Source organism: uncultured Sulfitobacter sp. (assembly GCF_964021855.1).
Classification (GTDB): Bacteria; Pseudomonadota; Alphaproteobacteria; order Rhodobacterales; family Rhodobacteraceae; genus Sulfitobacter.
On record NZ_CAXHZD010000004.1, the window covers coordinates 84,686 to 107,120 of the forward strand.

General features: G+C 57.1%; 23 protein-coding genes. 10 read left to right on the forward strand and 13 right to left on the reverse strand.

Annotated elements, in window-relative coordinates:
* Positions 1-28 precede the first annotated feature (28 nt).
* The 4 genes from AADJ11_RS13800 (at position 29) to AADJ11_RS13815 (ending at position 5,268) form a co-directional block, all read left to right on the forward strand.
* The gene (locus AADJ11_RS13800; protein ID WP_341235102.1) at positions 29-748 is read left to right on the forward strand and encodes a response regulator transcription factor; all 720 of its coding nucleotides are present in this window, start codon (positions 29-31) and stop codon (positions 746-748) included.
* An 84-nt stretch (positions 749-832) separates the two neighbouring features.
* Entirely contained in the window at positions 833-2,953 is a 2,121-nt protein-coding gene (gene ligA / locus AADJ11_RS13805) for an NAD-dependent DNA ligase LigA (protein ID WP_341235103.1), read from the forward strand.
* Positions 2,950-5,040: an ATP-dependent DNA helicase RecG gene (recG, locus tag AADJ11_RS13810; protein ID WP_341235104.1), complete on the forward strand. Its 2,091-nt coding sequence runs from the start codon at positions 2,950-2,952 to the stop codon at positions 5,038-5,040. Before ligA ends, recG begins: the two co-directional genes overlap by 4 nt.
* Positions 5,041-5,139: 99 nt before the next feature.
* Positions 5,140-5,268 carry a hypothetical protein gene (locus tag AADJ11_RS13815; protein WP_257884172.1) on the forward strand — a complete coding sequence of 43 codons (129 nt, stop codon included), beginning with the start codon at positions 5,140-5,142 and terminating at the stop codon, positions 5,266-5,268.
* 206 nt (positions 5,269-5,474) lie between these two features.
* On the opposite strand, the gene AADJ11_RS13820 is transcribed toward AADJ11_RS13815, so the two are convergent.
* Positions 5,475-5,936 (reverse strand): iron-sulfur cluster assembly scaffold protein, encoded by a 462-nt coding sequence (locus tag AADJ11_RS13820; RefSeq protein WP_341235105.1) that lies wholly within the window; start codon positions 5,934-5,936, stop codon positions 5,475-5,477.
* A 73-nt stretch (positions 5,937-6,009) separates the two neighbouring features.
* Here AADJ11_RS13820 and hisI point away from each other — a divergent pair, with 73 nt between their 5' ends.
* On the forward strand, positions 6,010-6,369 hold the full coding sequence (hisI, locus tag AADJ11_RS13825; protein ID WP_341235106.1) for a phosphoribosyl-AMP cyclohydrolase: 360 nt from the start codon (positions 6,010-6,012) through the stop codon (positions 6,367-6,369).
* Positions 6,370-6,378: 9 nt separating this feature from the next.
* Here hisI and gluQRS read toward each other — a convergent pair whose 3' ends face one another.
* The 3 genes from gluQRS to AADJ11_RS13840 all read right to left on the reverse strand — a co-directional run bounded on the left by gluQRS (position 6,379) and on the right by AADJ11_RS13840 (position 9,432).
* Positions 6,379-7,218 carry a tRNA glutamyl-Q(34) synthetase GluQRS gene (gluQRS, locus tag AADJ11_RS13830; protein ID WP_341235107.1) on the reverse strand — a complete coding sequence of 280 codons (840 nt, stop codon included), beginning with the start codon at positions 7,216-7,218 and terminating at the stop codon, positions 6,379-6,381.
* Positions 7,215-8,567 (reverse strand): methylenetetrahydrofolate--tRNA-(uracil(54)-C(5))-methyltransferase (FADH(2)-oxidizing) TrmFO, encoded by a 1,353-nt coding sequence (gene trmFO, locus AADJ11_RS13835; RefSeq protein WP_341235108.1) that lies wholly within the window; start codon positions 8,565-8,567, stop codon positions 7,215-7,217. The genes gluQRS and trmFO overlap by 4 nt, the downstream gene beginning before the upstream one ends.
* Before the next feature lie 79 nt (positions 8,568-8,646).
* A complete protein-coding gene (locus AADJ11_RS13840) occupies positions 8,647-9,432 on the reverse strand; it encodes an enoyl-CoA hydratase (RefSeq protein WP_341235109.1) in 786 nt (261 codons plus the stop codon).
* A gap of 57 nt (positions 9,433-9,489) precedes the next feature.
* On the opposite strand from AADJ11_RS13840, the gene AADJ11_RS13845 reads away from it, so the two are divergent.
* The gene (locus AADJ11_RS13845) at positions 9,490-9,909 is read left to right on the forward strand and encodes a PaaI family thioesterase (RefSeq protein WP_341235110.1); all 420 of its coding nucleotides are present in this window, start codon (positions 9,490-9,492) and stop codon (positions 9,907-9,909) included.
* A gap of 87 nt (positions 9,910-9,996) precedes the next feature.
* Here AADJ11_RS13845 and AADJ11_RS13850 read toward each other — a convergent pair whose 3' ends face one another.
* A complete protein-coding gene (locus tag AADJ11_RS13850) occupies positions 9,997-10,227 on the reverse strand; it encodes a DUF1127 domain-containing protein (protein WP_341235111.1) in 231 nt (76 codons plus the stop codon).
* 98 nt (positions 10,228-10,325) lie between these two features.
* On the opposite strand from AADJ11_RS13850, the gene AADJ11_RS13855 reads away from it, so the two are divergent.
* The 4 genes from AADJ11_RS13855 (at position 10,326) to AADJ11_RS13870 (ending at position 14,051) form a co-directional block, all read left to right on the forward strand.
* The gene (locus AADJ11_RS13855) at positions 10,326-11,741 is read left to right on the forward strand and encodes a PLP-dependent aminotransferase family protein (RefSeq protein WP_341235112.1); all 1,416 of its coding nucleotides are present in this window, start codon (positions 10,326-10,328) and stop codon (positions 11,739-11,741) included.
* Between the two features lie 163 nt (positions 11,742-11,904).
* On the forward strand, positions 11,905-12,366 hold the full coding sequence (rplM, locus tag AADJ11_RS13860; RefSeq protein ID WP_341235113.1) for a 50S ribosomal protein L13: 462 nt from the start codon (positions 11,905-11,907) through the stop codon (positions 12,364-12,366).
* A gap of 2 nt (positions 12,367-12,368) precedes the next feature.
* Positions 12,369-12,869: a 30S ribosomal protein S9 gene (gene rpsI / locus AADJ11_RS13865; protein ID WP_341235114.1), complete on the forward strand. Its 501-nt coding sequence runs from the start codon at positions 12,369-12,371 to the stop codon at positions 12,867-12,869.
* A gap of 180 nt (positions 12,870-13,049) precedes the next feature.
* Entirely contained in the window at positions 13,050-14,051 is a 1,002-nt protein-coding gene (locus AADJ11_RS13870; protein WP_341235115.1) for an LLM class flavin-dependent oxidoreductase, read from the forward strand.
* Positions 14,052-14,061: 10 nt separating this feature from the next.
* Here AADJ11_RS13870 and AADJ11_RS13875 read toward each other — a convergent pair whose 3' ends face one another.
* The 8 genes from AADJ11_RS13875 to guaA all read right to left on the reverse strand — a co-directional run bounded on the left by AADJ11_RS13875 (position 14,062) and on the right by guaA (position 22,284).
* On the reverse strand, positions 14,062-14,679 hold the full coding sequence (locus AADJ11_RS13875; RefSeq protein ID WP_341235116.1) for a TetR/AcrR family transcriptional regulator: 618 nt from the start codon (positions 14,677-14,679) through the stop codon (positions 14,062-14,064).
* The gene (gene ppk2, locus AADJ11_RS13880; RefSeq protein WP_341235117.1) at positions 14,672-15,541 is read right to left on the reverse strand and encodes a polyphosphate kinase 2; all 870 of its coding nucleotides are present in this window, start codon (positions 15,539-15,541) and stop codon (positions 14,672-14,674) included. Before ppk2 ends, AADJ11_RS13875 begins: the two co-directional genes overlap by 8 nt.
* A gap of 49 nt (positions 15,542-15,590) precedes the next feature.
* Positions 15,591-16,550 carry an alpha/beta hydrolase gene (locus tag AADJ11_RS13885; RefSeq protein WP_341235118.1) on the reverse strand — a complete coding sequence of 320 codons (960 nt, stop codon included), beginning with the start codon at positions 16,548-16,550 and terminating at the stop codon, positions 15,591-15,593.
* Positions 16,551-16,553: 3 nt separating this feature from the next.
* The gene (gene metA / locus AADJ11_RS13890; RefSeq protein WP_341235119.1) at positions 16,554-17,471 is read right to left on the reverse strand and encodes a homoserine O-succinyltransferase; all 918 of its coding nucleotides are present in this window, start codon (positions 17,469-17,471) and stop codon (positions 16,554-16,556) included.
* A 77-nt stretch (positions 17,472-17,548) separates the two neighbouring features.
* Positions 17,549-18,403, reverse strand: coding sequence for an ATPase (locus tag AADJ11_RS13895; RefSeq protein WP_341235120.1), 855 nt, complete (start codon positions 18,401-18,403; stop codon positions 17,549-17,551).
* Between the two features lie 136 nt (positions 18,404-18,539).
* On the reverse strand, positions 18,540-19,658 hold the full coding sequence (locus AADJ11_RS13900; RefSeq protein WP_341235121.1) for an outer membrane protein transport protein: 1,119 nt from the start codon (positions 19,656-19,658) through the stop codon (positions 18,540-18,542).
* Between the two features lie 141 nt (positions 19,659-19,799).
* Positions 19,800-20,663: a DMT family transporter gene (locus AADJ11_RS13905; protein ID WP_341235122.1), complete on the reverse strand. Its 864-nt coding sequence runs from the start codon at positions 20,661-20,663 to the stop codon at positions 19,800-19,802.
* 58 nt (positions 20,664-20,721) lie between these two features.
* Positions 20,722-22,284: a glutamine-hydrolyzing GMP synthase gene (gene guaA, locus AADJ11_RS13910; protein ID WP_341235123.1), complete on the reverse strand. Its 1,563-nt coding sequence runs from the start codon at positions 22,282-22,284 to the stop codon at positions 20,722-20,724.
* Positions 22,285-22,435: the final 151 nt, after the last annotated feature.

Below are 22,435 nucleotides of genomic sequence, written 5' to 3' on the forward strand. Positions count from 1 at the left end.
GCAAAGATTGAAGTAGCGGAGAAACCGAATGCGCGTATTGCTGGTAGAAGACGATCCTACAACCTCGAAAAGCATCGAAATGATGCTGACCCACGCCAATTTGAACACCTATGCAACAGATTTGGGGGAGGAAGGGATCGATCTGGCAAAGCTGTATGATTACGATCTTATCCTGCTGGATCTGGATTTGCCGGATATGAACGGGCACGAGGTGCTGCGCCAGCTGCGGCTGAGCCGGATTGAAACGCCGATCCTTATCCTTTCGGGGTCCGACGATACCGAAAGCAAGATCAAGGGATTTGGTTTTGGTGCCGACGATTATCTGACAAAGCCGTTTCACCGCGAAGAACTGGTCGCCCGCATTCACGCGATTATCCGGCGGTCCAAGGGGCATTCGCAATCTGTCATCAACACGGGAAAAATTTCGGTTAATCTGGATGCCAAAACGGTGACGGTGGACCAGAAAACGGTGCATCTGACGGGCAAAGAATACCAGATGTTCGAACTTCTAAGCCTGCGCAAAGGCACGACATTGACCAAAGAAATGTTCCTGAACCACTTATATGGCGGCATGGACGAGCCCGAGCTGAAGATTATCGACGTCTTTATCTGTAAACTGCGTAAAAAGCTAAGCGTCGCCACGGGTGGTGAAAACTATATCGAAACCGTGTGGGGCCGTGGTTATGTTTTGCGCGATCCGGAACCGGATGCGATGTCGGGCCAAGAAAAGATGGCTGTCGGGCTTTAATCCTCTGAGCGCGATATCTGCTAGACCTGCCAAAGATGCCTGCGTATTTATGCACCAGTAGTGACAGTAAACTGGGGCAGTGCTTTGAATTCAGATATCGCCGTTCAAGACCTGACGGAAACCCAAGCACAGGCTGAGTTGGAAGCGCTGGCCGCTATCCTAAGCCATGCCAACCTGGATTATCACGGCGAGGACGCGCCCCGGATCAGTGACGCGGAATATGACCGGCTCAAGCTGCGTAATGCGCAAATCGAGGAACGGTTTCCGTCGCTCAAGCGTCCCGACAGCCCCAGCGAGCAGGTCGGGGCCGTACCGTCCGAGGGGTTTTCCAAGGTCACCCATGCGGTTGCGATGCTGTCGCTGTCCAACGCCTTCGATGATGAGGACGTGATCGATTTCGATGCGCGGATTCGAAAGTATCTGGGTCTGTCACAAGAAGCCGAGCTTGAATACACGGCGGAGCCAAAGATCGATGGCCTGTCTTTATCGCTTCGCTATGAAAATGGGGTTTTGGTACAGGCGGCCACGCGAGGCGATGGGGCCGTCGGCGAAAATGTGACGGCCAATGCCAAGACCGTCGACAACATTCCCCAAAAGCTGGACGGTGCACCCGATCTGCTTGAGGTACGCGGCGAAGTATATATGAGCCACGCCGATTTTGAGGCGCTGAACGAACGCCAACTGGCCAACGGCGGCAAACCCTTTGCCAATCCGCGCAATGCGGCGGCGGGGTCACTGCGTCAGTTGGATTCTGAGATTACCCGATCGCGCCCGCTGAAATTCTTTGCATATGCTTGGGGTGCTTTGTCGGCACCGTTATCGGACACCCAATATGGCGCGATCAAAAAACTGGAAGCATTTGGTTTTTCGGTTAATGCGCTGACAGAAATCTGCAAAACGCCGCAGGGTCTGATCGACCATTACGCGATGATCGAAGAACAGCGCGCGACACTTGGCTATGACATTGATGGCGTGGTCTACAAAACCAATGATCTGTCCCTGCAAGAACGTTTGGGCTTTCGTTCAACGACGCCGCGATGGGCCATTGCGCATAAATTCCCTGCCGAACTGGCGTGGACACGGCTGGAAGATATCACAATTCAGGTCGGTCGCACCGGTGCCTTGTCACCTGTGGCGCGGTTGAAACCGGTCACGGTCGGCGGTGTCGTTGTGTCAAACGCGACGCTGCATAACGAGGATTATATCAAAGGGTTGGACAGCAAGGGCAACAAAATCCGGGATGGTAAAGACATCCGCATCGGCGATTGGGTGCAGGTGTACCGCGCGGGCGATGTAATCCCTAAAATTGCAGATACTGACCTGAGCAAACGCCCTGCGGATGCTGAGCCTTATGAATTTCCTACCATATGCCCCGAATGCGGCAGCGATGCGATCCGCGAAGAAGGGGATGCCGTGCGCCGTTGTACCGGCGGGTTGATTTGTCCGGCACAGGCTGTCGAAAAGGTGAAACATTTTGTGTCACGTGCGGCTTTTGACATTGATGGGTTGGGCGCAAAACAGGTCGAACAGTTCTACACTGACGGATGGATCGCCGAGCCTGCGGATATTTTTACGCTGAAAGAACGTTATGGCAGCGGCATGCAGCAGTTGAAAAACCGCGAAGGTTGGGGGGATAAATCCGCCGACAAGCTGTTTCAGGCGATTGAGGATAAGCGCAAGATACCACTCTCTCGGCTGATTTTCGCCCTTGGAATTCGCCATGTGGGCGAAGCCGCGTCAAACCTTGTGGCCCAGCATTACACCACCTGGGACGCGTTCGAGGCCGCGATGGCCCAAGCGGCACCGATGGAAGGGCCCGCTTGGGATGATCTGATCGGTGTCGATGGCGTAGGTGCGGTGATGGCGCAATCTTTGGTCAACAGCTTTAACCAAGAGGCAGAGCGCGCGTCGATTGACCGGCTTGTGGCGGAGTTAACCATTCAAGAGACCAAGCGCCCGTCTACCGAAGGATCGCCAGTTGCGGGTAAAACGATTGTGTTCACCGGCACGCTTGAGAAAATGAGCCGCGCAGAGGCGAAAGCGCGCGCGGAACGCTTGGGCGCGAAAGTGTCCGGATCGGTCAGCGCTAAAACGGATATTTTGGTGGCGGGTCCGGGGGCCGGTTCCAAGGCAAAGAAGGCCGCTGATCTGGGGATCAAAACACTGGACGAAGACGAATGGCTTGACCTGATTGCGGGCTTATGACGGGCCGGCCAGAACCCCTTTTTCCGCTGTTCGCGGGGCTTGAAACCCTTGAAGGGGTCGGGCCGAAAACGGCGCAGCATTTCGCACAATTGAACATTATCGCACCGCGTGACCTGCTGTTTACACTGCCATATTCCGGGATTGACCGGCAATTGCGGCCGACCATCAAAGACGCGATTTTGCCCGACACGGTGACCGTGGCCATCACCGTCGGCCCACACCGGCCCGCGGCGAATAAAACCGGCGCGTACCGCATCCATGTCGAAGATTCGCAAACGTCGTTTCAACTGGTGTTTTTCCACGCGCGGGGGGATTACCTTAAGCGCCAATTGCCCGAAGGATCGCGCCGGATTGTGTCTGGGAGGGTCGAATTATTCGACGGGATGGCACAGATGGTGCACCCCGATTTTATGGTGGCCGAGGATGAAGCGGACCAGGTACCCGCGTTCGAGCCTGTCTATCCGTTAACCAGCGGGATCACGCAAAAACTGATGTACAAGGCCACCCGCGCGAGTTTGACCCGGGTGCCCGAGTTTGACGAATGGATTGATCCGTCGCAGAAAGCCAAGGCCGGTTGGCCCGACTTTAACGTGGCGATCCACGCCGCCCATGACCCTGAAACCATGGCCGATTTATCGGCGACGGCCCCCGCGCGGGAACGGTTGGCCTATGATGAATTCATGGCGCATCAGTTAACGCTGGCCCTGGCCCGCGCCAAGGAACGGCGCAAAAAGGGCAGGCCTAGCCAAGGCACTGGTGAACTCCAGAAACGGGTTCTGGCGGCCTTGCCCTATAAACCGACGGGCGCGCAGACCCGTGCAATTGCAGAGATCGCCGCGGATATGGCCAGCGCGCAGCGCATGAACCGGCTGTTGCAGGGCGATGTGGGCGCGGGCAAGACATTGGTCGCCTTTATGGCGCTGCTTGCGGCGGTTGAATCCGGCGGGCAGGGCGTGTTGATGGCCCCGACAGAAATCCTTGCGCGTCAGCATCTTGAGGGGCTGCAACCGCTTGCTGAACAGGCGGGCGTTGTGTTGGAAATTCTGACCGGCAGGGACAAAGGGGCCGAACGTCGGGCCAAGCTGGCAGCCTTGGTCGATGGTGCGATTCAGATTTTGGTCGGCACCCATGCCGTATTTCAGGCCGATGTCAGCTTTGCCGATTTGCGCCTTGCCGTGGTTGATGAACAGCACCGTTTTGGCGTGCGGCAACGGCTTGAGCTGGGGCAAAAGGGTCATCTGGCGGATGTGTTGGTCATGACGGCAACGCCGATCCCCCGGTCCCTCGCGCTGGCGCAATATGGCGATATGGACGTGTCGGTCTTGGATGAAAAACCCGCCGGGCGCAAACCGATCCGCACAGCCTTGGTCAGCACCGACCGTATTCCCGAAGTGGTCGAACGCCTGCGCGCCGCCGTTAACGAAGGGCGGCAATGCTATTGGGTTTGTCCGCTGGTCGAAGAAAGCGAAGTCAGCGACCTGATTGCCGCCGAGGAGCGGTTTAAACGCCTGCGCGCAGCACTGGGCGAAGGCGTGGTTGGCTTGGTGCACGGGCAGATGCCGCCCGCCGAAAAAGACGCCGCGATGCGGGCTTTTCAGAACGGCGAAACCAAAGTGCTAGTGGCGACGACGGTGATCGAGGTTGGCGTTGACGTGCCCAATGCCAGCATCATCGTGATTGAACGGGCCGAAAGCTTTGGTTTGGCGCAGTTGCACCAGCTGCGCGGCCGTGTGGGGCGGGGGCAGGCGGAATCGACCTGTCTGCTGCTGTACAAATCCCCACTAAGCGAGACAGGCAAACAACGCTTGGAGGTGCTGCGCGAGACGGAGGACGGGTTCGTGATCGCCGAAACCGATCTTAAGATGCGCGGCACCGGTGATTTGATCGGTACGGCACAATCGGGTGTTCCGCGTTTTCGGGTCGCCGATCTGGAACGTCAGGCCGCATTGATGCAAACCGCCCAATCCGACGCGCGCAAATTGCTGGCAGACGACCCCGAGCTGGCTAGCCCCCGAGGGCAGGCCGCGCGGATGTTATTGTGGCTCATGCGGCAGGATGAGGCGATCCGTTTGATTACAGTGGGTTAGCGGATTACGACACCCTTTGTTCGCAAATGTTCTCAAAAAGTTCTTTACACAGCGTTAAATAAATGAGAACAAAGAGGCAACAGAGAGTGGAGGACGCAGATGACAACGTTTAGAACAGTCAAAGCCATCGCCAAACGGTCGCAAGATACGATTTTGCAAGATGCTGTTGGTATGGCCGCCTTGGTTGTGATCCTTGTTGCCGGGTTGCACATTCCCTCTTTTGTTTGACTTCTGCCTACGCACTTTGTGTCGTATTGATCTAGGAAACGCATCTGTCCCAAACTTTATGCGTTCAACCACACTGCCTGTCCTTGGTTGAAAACGCCGATTGTCCCCTCGGCACCCGGATCAACACGAGCCTGCACAAATAAAGCGTGACTGCGCCGCCATCCCTTTGGATGTGCGGCGTTTTTTTTTGGCCACTGTCGGGGTTATCAGCGGGTCTGGGCAACGCTTTCGGACTGGCTTTGCTGCATGGCTTCGGCCAATGCCTCGATCGTTAGCAGGATCGACGCATGGCGGTTCTTATAGTCCACGGCGGGGGTTAGCACCTCAAACCCGTCAAATGGCGCGTCAGGAACCGGGCCCTTGCCCTTTAGCATCGCCTTAAGCTGGTCGCGCGCAGTTTCGATCTGGGGCAAACTGGCCCCAATCGCCGCCGCACCAGATACCGCCGCCGCTGCCTGACCCAATGCACAGGCTTTGACGTCTTGGCCCATCTCGGCAAGCTTGCCGTCTTTCACGACCACATCCACCGTTACCGTGGACCCGCACAGGGGCGAGCGCCGCGTGACCGTCGCATCGGGATGATCCAACCGCCCGACATGCGGAATGTCAGCTGCCAAGCCCAAAATACGGGCGGAGTAGAGCTTGATCAGATCCGTGTCGGCACTCATGGCTGTTCCTTTCTGCGCGTACACCCTACATAAGCCACTAAACAGATGATGCAAAAATAAATTGGGGGTCCCCATGGAATTCGATCCAAGCACATTGAAATATAACGAGGCCGGGCTGATCCCCGCAATCGCCCAAGATGCGGAATCGGGCGAAGTGTTGATGATGGCGTGGATGAATGCCGACGCGGTGCGCCAGACGCTAGAGACGGGGCGGGTCACCTATTGGAGCCGTTCGCGGAAATCCTTCTGGATCAAGGGCGAAACCAGCGGCCACGTGCAAGAGCTGGTTGAGTTCCGTATCGACTGTGACCGCGATTGTCTGCTGGTCGTTGTGAACCAGACCGGGGCGGCCTGTCACACGGGGCGGCGCAACTGCTTTTACACCTTGGTCGATAATGGTGTTGAACGTATCACACTGGACGTGATGGATTAACGACGCCCGCTAAATACCTATCATTAATCGAATATCTTGCGGCGACGCCCCTTCGGAGCGGTAGAGGGATATCGCCCGCGCATCGTCACGTTTGGCCAAGCGTTTGCCGTTTTCATCGCGGATCAGTTTGTGGTGATGGTAAAGCGGTGGTTTATGCCCAAGCAAATGCAGCAACAGCACCTGCACCTGCGTAAATTCAAACAGATCGACCCCGCGCACCACATGGGTGATCCCTTGGGTGATGTCGTCCAACGCAGAGGCAAGGAAATAGGCGGCGGTTTGAATATCTTTCCGCCCGATCACGATATCGCCGACAGACGTGATTATCTCATTACGATCAATGACATGAACGCCTTTCTTCAAGTCACCAAGCTCCGTAAACGACAACCCTTCGTCGCCCAAGGCATCCATCGCGCGATCCATATGCAGACGCAATGCGTCGGTGGGGCCGCGATCAGACATGCTCCGATGCTTGCAGGTCTGTGGATAGACGGCGTGCGGCGCACCTTCTTGCGGGGCAGCCAAGGCGGCGGTGATATCTTTGCGGCTGCAGCGGCAGGGATAGGTTAAACCCTGCGCAATCAGCGCCTTAACACTTCGATTATAGACGTCAAAATGTTCTGACTGCATCAAGGGTGGCGCGTCCCATGTGATGCCAAGCCAGGTCAGATCATCGATGATCTGCTCGACATACTCTGGTTTTGACCGCTCCAGATCCGTATCCTCGAACCGCAGCAGAAACTGCCCACCCGCCGCGCGGGCCATGTCATGGGCCAGCAATGCGGAATAGGCATGCCCCAGATGCAGCGGCCCCGTGGGGGACGGCGCAAATCGGGTGACGAAACTCACGCGGAAACGGGCGCGCCGTTCAGCCAGGCCTGCCAGTCTTCCTTGGCGCGGTCGGTATAGGCTTTGTAGCGGTCTTTGCGGCCACGGCGGCCTGATTTCAGCCCTTCAACCGGCGGAAACAGCCCGAAATTGACATTCATTGGCTGGAAGGTCTTCGCCTCTGCGCCGCCGCTGATATGGGTGATCAACGCGCCGGTGGCCGTTGTCGGTGGGGGTGGTGTGGCGGCTTCGCCCTTGATCTCGGCCACGGCCAAACGACCGGCCAGCAAACCCATAGCCGCGCTTTCAACATAGCCTTCTACGCCGGTGATCTGACCGGCAAACCGGATATTGGGCTGGCTGCGCAGGCGCATCTGGTCGTCCAGCAACGTGGGCGAGTTCAGGAATGTATTGCGATGAATGCCGCCAAGCCGCGCAAAGGATGCGTTTTCAAGGCCGGGGATCATCCGCAAAACTTCGGTCTGGGCCCCGTATTTCATCTTGGTCTGGAAGCCGACAATGTTGTAAAGCGTGCCCAGCTTATTGTCCCGGCGCAGCTGCACCACGGCATAGGGTTTATTCTCGGGGTCATTGGCGTTGGTCAGGCCGACAGGCTTCATCGGGCCAAAACGCAGGGTCTCGCGGCCACGTTCTGCCATCACCTCGATCGGCAGGCAGCCGTCGAAATAGCCGGCGGTTTCGCCTTCTTTAAATTCGGTCTTATCGGCGGCCAGCAGGGCGTCGATGAACGCCTCGTATTGATCCTTGGTCATCGGGCAATTGAGGTAGGCGGTGCGCTCTTCCTCGGTCTCGCCCTTGTCATAGCGCGATTGCATCCACGCTTTGCTCATGTCGATGCTCTCGTGGTAGATAATTGGCGCGATAGCATCGAAAAAGGCCAGCGCCTCGGCCCCAGTTTCAGCCGCGATGGCCTGCGCCAGATTGCCCGAGGTCAGCGGCCCCGTGGCGATGATCCAATGCCCCTCGCGGGGCAGTTCGGTAATCTCGCCATATTCAACAGTGATATTGGGGTGCGCCATCAGCGCGTCTGTCACCGATTGCGCGAAAGGATCACGGTCAACGGCCAGCGCACCACCCGCAGGCAGGCGGTGTTTTTCGGCTGTGGCCATAATCAACCCGTTGGCCGCGCGCATTTCCCAATGCAGCAGACCCACCGCGTTTTGCTCGCTATCGTCCGAACGGAACGAATTTGAGCACACCATTTCACCGAGCAAGCCGGTTTGATGGGCAAAGGTGCCGACGCTGGGCCGCATCTCGTGAAGAACGACCTGAATGCCAGCGTTCGCGGCCTGCCAAGCGGCCTCTGATCCGGCCATTCCGCCGCCGATGATATGAAGTGTTTGTGTCATACGGCCGATGTAGGGCAGGGGCGGTATCTATGCAATAGAACCTCGCCAAAACCTAAACGCGACCAACGACAGTCTGGGGTTACTGGTCCCAAGCCGGATCACGCTTTTCCAGAAAGGCGCTGATCCCTTCCTCGGTATCGCGGTGCAGCATGTTTTCGACCATTACATCGCCCGTATAGGCATAGGCCTGATCGGTGGGCAGTTGCAGCTGATTATAAAACGCCTGTTTGCCGATTTTGACGGCCACGCCCAACTTGGCCGCGATCTGGTCAGACAGCGCTTGCGTTTCCATGGCCAGCTCGTGTTCAGGCACCACGCGGTTCACCAGCCCCAACTCTTGCGCGCGGGACGCCTCGATAAATTCGCCGGTCGTGAGCATTTCAAACGCGTGTTTGCGCGGGATGTTACGGCTAAGCGCGACCATGGGGGTCGAGCAAAACAAGCCGATGTTCACGCCATTCACGCCAAACCGTGTGCCTTCGGCGGCGACGGCCATGTCGCAGGTCGCGACCAATTGGCATCCGGCGGCCGTGGCGATCCCGTGCACTTGGGCGATCACCGGCTGCGGCATCGACTGGATGCGCGCCATCACGCGGCTGCACCGCTCGAACAGATCCTTGAACGCTGCAGCGCCCCCGTCTTGGGTCTGGCGCATGGCGGTCATCTGCTTGAGGTCATGGCCCGCACAGAACGCTTTGCCGCGTCCGGCGAGGGTGACAACCCGTATCGAAGGTGTCTCGGCGATCTCGTCCAATGTGGTTTGCAACGCAGCCAGCATTTCATCCGAAAGGGCATTCAACCGCTCGGGTGCATTCATGGTTAACCTTGCTACCGCACCGTCACTTTCAACTTCGAGAATTGTCATCTTGCCCTCCTGATCAATTTGCCAGAGCGTAGCCCCGACATAAGAAGGAAGACAAGTATGCCGATTATGATGGATGCCGATGCGCTCGCCGTTTTTATGAAAGACGTGTTTAAACAAGTCGCTGATGATTTTGCTATTGACCACGTAGGAGAGACCGATCTGACCACGCGGCTGTTGGTCAGCGACCGCCATCTGCGCCCCGGTGGCACGGTGTCAGGCCCGTCGATTTTTGCGCTGGCCGATGTCAGCGCCTATCTGATGACACTTGCGCGGATCGGGCCAAAGGCGCTGGCGGTGACAACAAACTGTTCGATTGATTTCATGCGCAAACCCGGGGCCGGCGTCGATCTGATCGCCAAAACACGGCTTCTTAAGCTGGGTAAACTGCTGTCAGTCTGTGATGTGCTGGTGTTTTCCGATGGGATGGAACAACCCGTGGCGCGGGCATCGCTAACCTATGCCATTCCGCCAAAATAAATGTATCAAAACACCTTTGGTACAATTGAAAAAAGGGCCGGTATATACCGGCCCAAGTGAAGAGGTCTGGCAAGCGCCACAGGGACGTTACGCTTTCCAGAACACCCGAATAGACTCATCATGAGCCTGTTTAGGTGTCAGTCCTACGTCATCCAACTGCCACGCCTCTAACTGTTTTAGAGCATGACGTGTACGGCGACGTGTTGCCATTTTCGTGACGCAGACCGCGAATTTTACCGCAATAACAGCTAGAACAGGCGTTCCGCGCTGGTTCAGGATGGCCACTGTTTCAGTGGAAAGGGTAAGGGTCTGTGTCATGAGAATCTCCTTAATATCTAATTGTATTGACACAATGCTGAGTGTACCGTAATAAAGTGGTACAAAATGCAGTACATTTTGAAAAGGAAAACATTGTAATGGGTACAATTTGGCAGCCGTCACTGGATCACGGGGCAGGGCCCAAGTACAAAGCTGTCGTTGCAGCCATTCGGCAAGGCATTGAAACCGGCGACCTGAAAGAGGGCGATAAACTGCCCCCCGTGCGCGATCTGGCGTGGACCTTGCAAATTACCCCCGGCACCGTGGCGCGCGCCTATACGATGCTGACCGAAAGCGGCACATTGCTGGCCGAGGTCGGGCGCGGCACCTTTGTGGCATCAAAGACGCCGAAACCCGAACCCGAAGGCCCGATTGAAATTGATGTCATCGCCCACCAGTCGCAAAAGCTGGATGACCACTATAACGTTAATATGTTCTCACCACATTTGCCGTCAGGCGGGCAGGCACGTCTGATCCGCAAACTGCTGGCCGAAGTGGCGCAGGAACCGCCCTCGGGCATTATGCATTATCCCAGCCGTATCGGCGCGCAACCGGCCCGCGAAGCTGTGGTGCGATGGTTAACCGGCACACCGATGGGGGCCTTTGATCAAAGTGATGTGGTCCTGTCACATGGCGGGCAGCATGCGCTGTTGCTTGCGTTTCAGGCGATCTTGCAAGGGCGCAGGCCCGCGATTTTGATCGAAGAGCTGTCCTATCCCGGCTTTCGCCGCGCTGCCGAGCTGCTGCGCGCCGATGTGATCCCGCTTGCGATGGACGCTGATGGCGTGATCCCCGAGGCGATGGAGGAAGCCGCTAGAAACCACGACGCGCAGATCTTTTGCACCTCGCCAGAGGTCCACAACCCGACCGGCGGCTTTACCCCCGTCGCACGGCGCAATGAATTGGTGCGGGTCGCGCGGAAATATGACATTCAAATCGTCGAGGATGATTGTTACCGCATGCGTGTCGAACGCGCGCCAACCTACCGCATGCTGGCACCCGAACGCGGTTGGTATATCTCGTCACTGGCAAAAATCCTGACCCCCGCCTTGCGGATCGGTTTTGCCGTCGCCCCCGAAGGGCGCACCCCCGATCTCCGCCGCGTGGCGGAATACAATTGCTTTGGCCTTGCCACCCCGTTGATTGACCTCTGCGCGAAACTGCTGACCCATCCGCAAATCGACACCTTGGCCGAAAACACCCGTCAGGGATTTAACGTCTATGTGCAAAGCGCTGTGAACATTCTGGGCGGCTATGACGTAAGCTGGCGGGCGAATGTGCCCTATCTTTGGCTGCGCTTGCCACAAGGCTGGCGGGCAGGGGCGTTTTGCCAAGCCGCCGAAGCCCAAGGGGTGCAGATCAGATCGGCCGAGGAATTCGTGAGCCGGGACGCCCGCGCGCCCCATGCGGTACGGATGGCTGTGAATGCCGGAGTATCGCTGCAAAGCTATGAGGCCGCGATTTTGCGGCTGCGGCAGCTTCTGGATAACCCGCCAGAGCAGTTGAGCGTGTGATTTTCGTGGGGTATTATTATACCTAATTTTCAAGACATTGTTTTTGAACGGTTATTTCGGAAAAGCTGCGCTTGACGCGACATGGGGCGTGTTTATAACCCAGCCATCAGATAGCGGGGTTCGCGTTTCGGGCCCCTTCACCACATTAACGGGAATTCCCTCCATGAAAACCTTTTCTGCAACACCGGCAGATATCGATAAGAAATGGATCATCGTCGACGCTGAAGGCGTTGTCCTTGGCCGTCTTGCATCGATCATCGCCATGCGTTTGCGCGGCAAGCACAAAGCATCCTTTACACCTCACATGGATTGCGGCGACAACGTCATCGTCATCAATGCTGAGAAAATCCAGATGACCGGCAAGAAGCGCGAAGAAAACTTCTATTGGCACACTGGCCACCCCGGCGGTATCAAAGAGCGCACCAAGGCGCAAATCCTTGAGGGTGCACACCCAGAGCGCATCGTGACTTTGGCTGTTAAGCGCATGTTGCCTGGCAACCGCCTGAGCCGTCAGATCATGACAAACCTGCGCGTTTATGCCGGTTCCGAACACCCCCACGAGGCGCAAAGCCCCGAGGTTCTGGACGTGAAATCCATGAACCCTAAAAACACGCGGAGTGCATAAGCATGGCTGATGAAATCAAAACACTCGAAGGCCTCGAAGCGGCCGTAACCGAGAACATCGGCGCTGTTCAAGGCACCGAAGTTGAAATGACCCCACGCGAGCCCGTCCGTGACGCGCTTGGCCGTGCCTATGCAACCGGTAAGCGTAAAGATGCGGTTGCCCGCGTCTGGATCAAGCCAGGTTCCGGCAAGGTGATCGTAAACGGCAAGCCGCAAAACGAATATTTTGCACGCCCCGTTCTGCAGATGATCCTGGCACAGCCTTTCACCATCACAGGCACCGACGGTCAGTTTGACGTTGTTGCAACTGTTAAGGGTGGCGGTCTGTCCGGTCAGGCCGGCGCGGTAAAGCACGGTGTTTCCAAAGCACTGCAGCTTTATGATCCCTCCTTGCGCGGCGCGCTGAAAGCGGCAGGCTTCCTGACCCGTGACAGCCGTGTTGTTGAACGTAAGAAATACGGTAAGGCCAAAGCGCGTAAGAGCTTCCAGTTCTCCAAGCGCTAAGTTTTATCTTCAGAGTATTTGGAAAAGGCCGCTCCTGCCCGGGGGCGGCCTTTTTCCGTTGGCGCTTTTGGCGGGCCGACCCTTCGGGGAGAGTTTATTTGGCAAAATGAAACGGGCGGGGTGGTTTTGTTTTGACCCTTGCGTGCTTAGATTAGCAGCAAGGTTAAAGGAGACATCCCCATGCGCTATTCTGTTTTGGATCTTTCGCCCGTCCCTGAAGGGTCGGATGCGCGCCAAGCCATTGCAAACACGGTTGATTTGGCAAAGCGGGCCGAGGCGGCAGGGTATCACCGCTATTGGATGGCCGAGCATCACAACATGCCGGGGATTGCGTCGGCGGCCACGTCTGTTTTGATCGGCCACGTGGCAGATCATACGTCAACGATCCGCGTCGGGGCCGGCGGGATTATGTTGCCCAACCACGCGCCATTGGCCATTGCAGAGCAGTTTGGCACCTTGGCCACGATCCACGGCGACCGGATTGATCTAGGCTTGGGCCGCGCGCCCGGGGGCGATCAGGCCGTGTACCATGCGCTGCGGCGCGGGATGCAGGGGGGTGACAGGTTCCCCGATGATGTGGCCGAATTGATGAGCTATCTTGACGACGCGCAGCCCAATGCGCCGGTCAAGGCGCATCCGGGCCAAGGTACCCATGTGCCGATCTGGATTTTGGGATCATCGCTTTATGGCGCGCAATTGGCCGCGCATTTTGGATTGCCTTATGCGTTTGCCTCGCATTTTGCGCCGGACGCGCTGGAGGATGCGATCGCTATTTACCGGCGTGATTTCAAGCCGTCGGCACAGTGGGCAAAGCCGCATTTTATGCTGGCTGCAAATGTGTTTGCGGCGGATACCGATGAACAAGGGGCGTATTTGCGTACCTCGATGCAGCAGGCCTTTGTCCGGTTGCGGACGGGCCGACCTGGCAAGCTGCCGCGCCCCGTCGATGATATTGACGCCGAAGTTGGCACGCAGATGCGCCAAGCGGTCGATCAGGCCTTGCGGGTGACGGCCGTCGGCAGCCCAGATAGCGTCCGCGCACAGCTTGCGGAGATGATCGAGCGCTATCAACCCGATGAAATGATCCTGACGGGGCAGATCCACGACCATGCGGCGCGGGTTAAATCCTTTGAAATTGCGGCGGATGTTCTATCGGAACTGGTGGGGCGCGCAGCGGCCTAAGGGCGCGTCCCTAGGCGTCGGGGTCAACCAAACCCAATCCGCGCAGATAAATACCAACGCCGCTTTCCAGCAATTCATCCGCTGGGAAGGGCGATGCCCGCCCGGGCGAATTCCGCGCGAAAAGTTCGACCACGCCGTGGCTGAACGCCCAGATATGGGCCGAGAACATTGACGCAGGCGGGCGCTTTTCAACTGGAATATGCTGGCTTAGGTCGCTTGCCGCCTGTTCCAGAACATTGCTGGCCCGATTGGCTGCGGCGGCAAGTTCGGGCGTGCGGTTCACCGAAATTCCGCTTTCGAACATCGCGATGTAATGGCCGGGGTTGGCGCGGGCAAAGGCCAGATAGGCGCGGCTGGTCGCCTCGAACGCCTTGAGGGCGGAGGGTTGGCCGGAGTTATACGCCGCCTCCATCAGATCGGCGAAAATCACATAGCCTTGCAGCGCCCCTTCGGCGATCAGGTCTTCGCGCCCCTCGAAATGGCGATAAACGGCAGCGGGGGTCACGCCCGCCTGTTTGGCGGCCTCGGAAAGGGTGAAGCCCGTGGGGCCGCGCAGTTCGATCAGCTCGAGCGCTGCATCGATCAGCGCCTGGCGTAGATTGCCGTGATGATACCCTTGTTTAGGCATCCCAGATATCCGGTCCGCCGCAGATCTGATCGTCAATAGTGCCAATCGCACGTGCGTCTTTTTGCGCATAGTCAAACGCGTGCAACACGGTACGGATCGCCTGCAATCGGGCGCGGCGTTTGTCATCAGACCGAATGACCGTCCATGGCGTGACAGCGTTGTGGCTGCGCGCCAGAGTGTCGCTGATCGCGGCGCTATAGGCATCCCATTTTGCCAGACCTTTGACGTCGATCATACTTAGCTTCCATTGCTTGAGCGGATCACGCTCGCGCGCCAGCATACGGCGCAGCTGTTCGGCGCGGCCGACGTTCAGCCAAAACTTGAACAGATGGATGCCGTCGTCCACGAGCATCTGCTCGAACGGCACCACCTGAGAGAAGAAATGTTCGCGCTGCGCGTCGGTGCAAAAGCCGAATACCGGCTCAACCACGCCACGGTTATACCAAGACCGGTCAAAGAAGGCCGAATTGCCTGCACTCGGTAAGTGTTGGATATACCGTTGGAAATACCATTGGCCCATTTCGGTTTCGGTGGGTTTGGGCAGGGCAACGATATGCGCCTCGCGGGGGTTCAGGTTTTCACGGAAACGTTCAATCGTGCCGCCCTTGCCAGCGGTGTCACGTCCTTCGAACAACATGGCGATGCGGGTGCCTGTATCACGTGCCCATGATTGCAATTTCACCAGTTCGATCTGCAGACGTGCCATTTCCTTGTCATAGCTTTTGCGGCCCATCCGTTCGGAATGCGGATAGCTGTCGCCCAAAATATCGTCCTTTTCCGCGCGTTTGATTTCTTTGCGGATTGAATCGGGGGCTTCATTTTCGAAATAGGCGCTGATTGCCCCGTCAAATGGCAGGTCCATGGCGGCCTCCTGAGTGGTGTTGTTATCTTGTTATGAAGCGTTCCGGCCCCTAGCGCAAACCCGCACGCGCGGTTGCGCGGTCAATCGCGTCAAAAACCGCGCGGCGTTCAACATGTTGGGGCATATGGCCAATGCCGGGCAGGGTGGTCAGGTGGGCGTTGGGCAGTTGCGTCATCAGAACCTTGGCGTGAATATCCATCGGCACAATCGTATCTGCGGTGCCGTGGATCACCTCAACCGGCATGGTCAGGGTGCTGTAGCGTGGGACCATGTCCTTGATATGTGGTAAAAGCGAATTCACCTGTTGGGAATTGGCCCGCATCGAGACGCGGCGCAGGGCAAGGTCGGGACCGATATGATTGATATACCCCGCCGGGCTGGGCTGAGGTGCGAATATACTGTCGATGCTGTGCTGCACCAGTTTTTCCGGCCAAAAGCCCGTGATGACAGGGATCAACAAACCACTACCAAGGGTCGATCCGGTCAGCTGATATTGCCAGCCAAGGCTGCCGGGCCATTCCTCGGACACGGCAGAAACAAGGACGAGCGCGCTGGTCTGATCCGGCCGCGACAAGCCCCAAGCCAAGGCGACCGCGCCGCCATAGGAATGACCTAGAACTATCGGATTATGAACACCCAGTTGATCGGCTGCCTGTTGCAACAGCGCCGCTTGATCGGCGGGCGAGGCCGCGCGCTTGTTCCACGCCCCGGCGTGTTGGGGCAACACATCTGTCCAGCCAAGGCCGGGACGGTCGAAGAGGATCACCCGGTAACGGCGCGCCAATTCATCGACCATGTCAAAGGTGAAATCACGCATGTTGCCCGACGCGCCGTGGATCAACACCAGATCAGGCCCGCTCCCCTGCACCAGTGCGTGTACCTTCGTGCCGTTCACATCCAACAGCTCCCCAATGGGGGGATATTGCGCATTCGCTGCGGCCTCGCGACGGTAAGCGCGCCATTGGACAAGGGCCACCAGCCCCACAATCAGCAGGACAGTTGTCAGCATGGGTTAGGTGCCAATTTTGGTGATATCAAAATGCGTCGACTGGTAAATCTCATTGATCCAATTGCCATACAGCAGATGCGCATGGCTGCGCCACCGGTTCAGCGGCACCTGTGTCGGGTCGTCATTGGGATAATAATTACCCGGCACGTTGATCGGCACGCCCGCTTCGACATCGCGGTCATATTCGTCTTTCAGCGTGTCGCGATCATATTCAAAGTGGTTAAAGATATACAGCGCGCGGTGCGCCGCGTCTTCGACCAGACAGGGGCCAACCTCGGAACTGCCCAGCAGAATATTCAGGCCCGGTACGGCCTCAACCTCCGCCGCGCGCATTTCGGTCCAACGGCTGACAGGCACCACGCAATCGTCTGAAAAACCGCGCAAATACGGCGATGATGGCACCAAGTTGGTATGCCTGAAACAGCCAAAGGCCTTTTGATCCAGAATGTGTTTTTTCACGCCGTGGAAATGATTAATCATGGCCATGCCACCCCAGCACACGCCAAAGGTCGAATGCACGTTGGTTTGGGTCCAGTCCATCACCCGGGTCAGTTCATCCCAATAGGTGACATCCTCGAAATCCATATGCTCGATCGGCGCGCCTGTGATGATCAAACCATCGAATTTTTCGTCCCAAACTTCGGAAACAGGACGATAAAAGCTCTCCATATGGTCGGCCGCCGTGTTGCGTGACTGGTGATCTGACATACGCAGCAGGCTGAGTTCGATCTGCAAAGGTGTGGCCCCGATCAAGCGGGCAAACTGGTTTTCGGTCTGAATTTTCTTCGGCATCAGGTTCAGCAATGCAATGCGCAGCGGGCGGATGTCCTGCTTGGCGGCCTGACCTTCATCAAGCACCATAACGCCTTCCTGCGTCAGCACATCATAGGCGGGCAGGTCAGAGGGGAGCTTGATCGGCATAGGTGAATTCCAACTTGAAACAGACGTCTAGAAAGGGGTGTTCAGTAGATAGAGCGCGCGGGCATCCCTGCCAAGGGTCAGCCGTCAATCGCTTTGGCGATCAGGTCGACGAAATCCTCTTCGCAGGTCAATGCCGCCACCTGATCGGCGCTTACGGTGACCCCCCAACGTGCCATCGCCTCGTAACGCGGCTGACGGTGGGCAAGCGCTTGGGCATAGGTCCACCGCACGAAGGCATCAGGATCAACATCGCCTTCTTCGCAGTTGTTTTCGCTTAGATATTCATTCCAGACACGCGCCAAAAACTCGGGCTGATAGGCCATCGGTTTAGGGGCTTTGTCAAAGCGACGGATCAGCTCCTGCGTATGGGCATCATCGCCCTTGATCCAGACCAGCAGGCATTCCTCGGACAGGGCCGTCATCAGCGGATCGTGATCGTCATCGGGATCAACCCATTCGCAGATCGACCCGCCGGTGTCGCAAATAAAATGCGGATAATCATACAGGGCTTGGGCACGGTCGGCAAAATGGGCAGTGTCCATCAACGCCGACAGCTCTGCCTGTTTGAACGCCTCTTGCCGCTTTGCATACTCAGCCATGGGCAGGCCACCTTTTGCCGGATCGCCCGGCTTGCCCAGCCATGTGGCGACGGGGCTTAGGTTATCAAAGGTGATGTTTGACCCGATATAAATGCTGTCGCTTAGCAGCAGATCGCGCAGAAACGGCACCTTCATCGCTTCGGCCTTGGCGTTGTCGGCAATGGTTTCGCCCAGATAGCGGGTCCCAATGCGGTAATCGATGGAATAGTGAAACCAGTCGCCATTGCTGCGCAACAGATGCGCCAGATGGGTTTTCCCAAGGCCCGACATGGCAAATAACAGCACCTTTTTGCGCGGCGCGGCACGCCATGCATCAGCGGAAGGGTAAAGCATCAGTATCGTCCTTGGATCAAACGGTTTTGCGTTAACTATCAAATGGCTTGCAGATAGACTAGCCACCCCATTACCCCCAAACGCAAAAGCCCGCCGCAGTTTTGCGACGGGCCAGTTTCACAGGTGATCAGCGGTATTAGAAATTGTAACCGATTTTCACGCCCACAGACACGGCTGAGTTGTCTGCAAAGGTTGCTTGAGCTACCCCGCTCGTCGCAGCGCGGGCATCGCCCAGCTTGGTATAGCGCACACCAACCGACACATCCAACTGCTCTGTCGCTTGGTATTTCGCACCCACCGACACATATGTGGCGCCGTCCGTCGGCGACAGGGGGGACACAAGATCATCGCCCTGTTCGTCTTGGTAGCCAATAGCCACTGACCCCGACCACTGGTCATTGATGCGACGCCCGATACCGATTTCATAATCGGTCGAATCCTCGATATCGGTCAGGTTGCCGCCGCCTGTCTGCGTGTTGAAAAAGGTTGGTGATACATAGGTGCCGCTATGGCGTGCATAGCGCACCGAGCCAAAGACCAAGGTGTCTTTTGCGACGCCCGTCTGGAATTCCAGATTTAAGGCTTCAGGTGTTTCAACAAGTGTTTCGCTTGGTCCCGCCGTAACCGCAGCCCCGTTAAGGGTTTCAGTAGTGGAAACATGGTGCGAGATTTTCGAGTTATAGGTCAACGCGACCCGCAACGCGATTTCGGGCTTTTCAAACGCGGCCCCGACAACATACCCAACAGCCCCGTCCGAGGCAAAGTCACCTCTATAGCCGCTCAGCCCGCCATATCCTTGGCCGCTTAGGGTGACCGACGCTTTCAGCTCTTGATAGCGCAAGCCACCATGAACACTGAACGCATCGTTGAATTTATACCGTGCGACAGCGGTCAGGGCCACGGTCTCTACCGTCGCCTTAGTACCACCATAAGAGGGCGAAGTCGCAATCACGGGGTACGCAACGTCAGACCCAAACGGTTCATCAACAATCAAACCCAGCGACCACTGATCGGACAGTTCATAGCGCAACGCACCGCTAAGGATGTTGAAGTCATTGGCGATATTGCTGGTGGTTTGGCCGCCACTGCGCACATCCGTGCCATCAATGCTTGGCGACACTTGGCCAAAGCTCAGCTCAAAGCGGTTGCCGCTTTCGAAAATAATACCAATATCCTGGTTCGATCGGTCAAGCCCGCCCGCCTGAACCCCTGTTGCACTGCCGGCCAGCACTGCAACTGCAATCAACTTCTTCATTACTGTAACCCCTCCCAAGGTCAAAAACGGCTCAGGTTCGAGCACGCGTTTTACAATTAGAAAGGGTAAGGGAAACGCTCCGTCAACGAGGACCTAGGGTCAACCTCGGGTGACTTTGCGGCAACTAAATCGACTGACAGGCTAGGCGCGTTTGTGTGTCTCAAACCACAGATTGATATAGTTACCGGCAAAGATAATGGCCGCCCCGACAAATACCCAGATGTCCAAAGCCTCTGCGTAAACAAGCATCCCGATGATTGCGATCACCGGCAGGCGGATGAAATCAATCGGCACCACCACGGTGGCCGGGGCAATCGACAACGCATTTGTCAGACAATAATGCGCCACCAGTCCGGCAATCCCGATCACCAGCAAAAGCGGGCCATGCGTCATGTCAGGCAATGCAATATCGCCGTCATACCCGGCCATAACCAACCCAAACACCAGCTGTGTCACGGTCAGATAAAACAGGATCGTGGTTATGCTCTGGGTGCGGGTCAAACGTTTGGTCAGCATGATCGTCAGGGCAAAAAAGATCGCCGATGACGCCGCCGTAATGACACCCGCGTTGATCCCTGCAACTGTGGGCCGCGCCACGATCAAAATACCGACAAAGCCCATGATGGCAGCCAACGCTCTGATCTTGGTCAGTTTTTCACCCAATATCAGCGGGGAAAGCACGATCACCCATAAGGGCGAGGTGAATTCCAGCGCGAAAACCTGCGCCAGCGGTATCACCGTCACCGCATAAAACCACAGGTTTTGCCCGGTAAAATGCGCCAGATTGCGCCCGATCTGAAGCCCGAGATTACGCGTGTTGATCTGCCGCCACACGCCCGTGGCAAGGGCCAAAGTCACAACAATCAGAACACCCACCGCAGAGCGGTACATCATGATCTCAAATGTATCGTAAACACCCGAAAGCTCGCGGCCCGCGACAGCCATGGCGGAAAATGAACTGATCGACCCGACCATCCAAAGCGCAGCCTTAAGGGTCGGGTTCACAATTCTATTTCCAAATGGACTAAAATCCTCGCCGAAGGCAAAGAATCTCTTTTGGTCCTTATTCCCATTCAATCGTGCCGGGAGGTTTGGACGTGATGTCATAGGTGACCCGGTTGATCCCCGGCACCTCGTTGATGATCCGCGTTGCGGTCTCACCAAGGAAATCATGGGTGAACGGATAGTAATCCGCCGTCATCCCGTCCACAGATGTCACCGCACGCAGGGCGCAGGCAAAATCATAGGTCCGACCATCGCCCATCACGCCGACCGTGCGCACTGGCAGGATCGCGACAAACGCCTGCCAGATTTCGTCATACAGATTATGCTTGCGAATTTGGTCGATATAGACGGCATCCGCCTCGCGCAGGATCGCCAGCTTTTCGCGGGTAATCTCGCCGGGGCAGCGGATGGCCAGACCGGGGCCAGGAAAAGGATGCCGCCCGATAAAGCTGGCGGGCAGCCCCAATTCACGGCCCAAGGCGCGGACCTCGTCCTTGAACAATTCGCGCAGGGGTTCGACCAGCTTCAGGCCCATCTTTTCGGGCAAGCCGCCGACGTTGTGGTGGGATTTGATGGTGACAGACGGCCCACCCGAAAACGACACGGATTCAATGACATCAGGGTACAGCGTGCCTTGGGCCAAAAACTTGGCATCGCCCACGGCAGTTGCGTGTTTCTGGAATACGTCAATAAACAGCCTGCCGATGATCTTGCGTTTGGTTTCGGGGTCGGAAACCCCGTCCAATTCACCCAAGAACAGCTCTTGTTCGTCGGCATGGATCAGCGGCATGTTGTAGTTGTCGCGGAACATTTTCACGACTTCTTCGGCTTCGCCTTTGCGCAGCAAACCGTGGTCGACAAATACGCAAGTGAGCTGGTCACCGATCGCCTCGTGAATCAGCACGGCGGCGACGGACGAATCAACACCGCCGGACAGACCGCAGATCACCTTGGCGTCGCCCACCTGTTCGCGGATCGCGGCAATCGCTTCCTCGCGGTAGGCGCGCATGGTCCAGTCGCCCTTGAAACCCGCCAGTTTGACGAAATTTTCGTATAGCTTGGCACCGTTCGGGGTGTGGTGTACCTCGGGGTGGAATTGCACCGCGTAGAAATGGCGCGACGCATCGCCGGTGATGGCAAAGGGTGCGTTGGGCGAGGTGCCGTAAACCTCGAACCCCGGTGCGATGGCGCTGACGTGGTCGCCGTGGCTCATCCAGACCTGTTCGCGCTCTTGCGTGAACCAACCCTCTAGAAGATCAAGCTTTTCTACGGTCGGCGTAACAAAGGCACGCCCGAATTCTGCGGTGCCGTGGCCGCGTTCAACCTTGCCGCCCAGGCAGTGCATCATCACTTGCTGGCCATAGCAAATCCCCAAGATCGGCACGCCCAGATCGAACACCGATTGCGGCGGCATGGGGGCCCCTTCGGCGAATACCGAAGACGGCCCGCCCGAGAAGATCACCGCTTTGGGATCAAACTCCTTGAGGAAGGCGTCATCCACCGTGTTGAACGGATGAATTTCGCAAAACACGTTAAGTTCACGCAAGCGGCGGGCGATCAGCTGGGTGACCTGGCTGCCGAAGTCGATGATGAGAAGGCGGTCATGGGAGATATCTGTCATGCAGACTGATTATGGGCGGATCGCCCGCGTGGCAAGAGAGGACTGGGGGCCAGCCCCCAGACCCCCGGGATATTTTTAAGCCAGAGAAGGGGCCGAAGGGAGACAATGTCGGTTTTTGACCCCTAAAGCCGTTATCCGAGTGAAGCCGCCC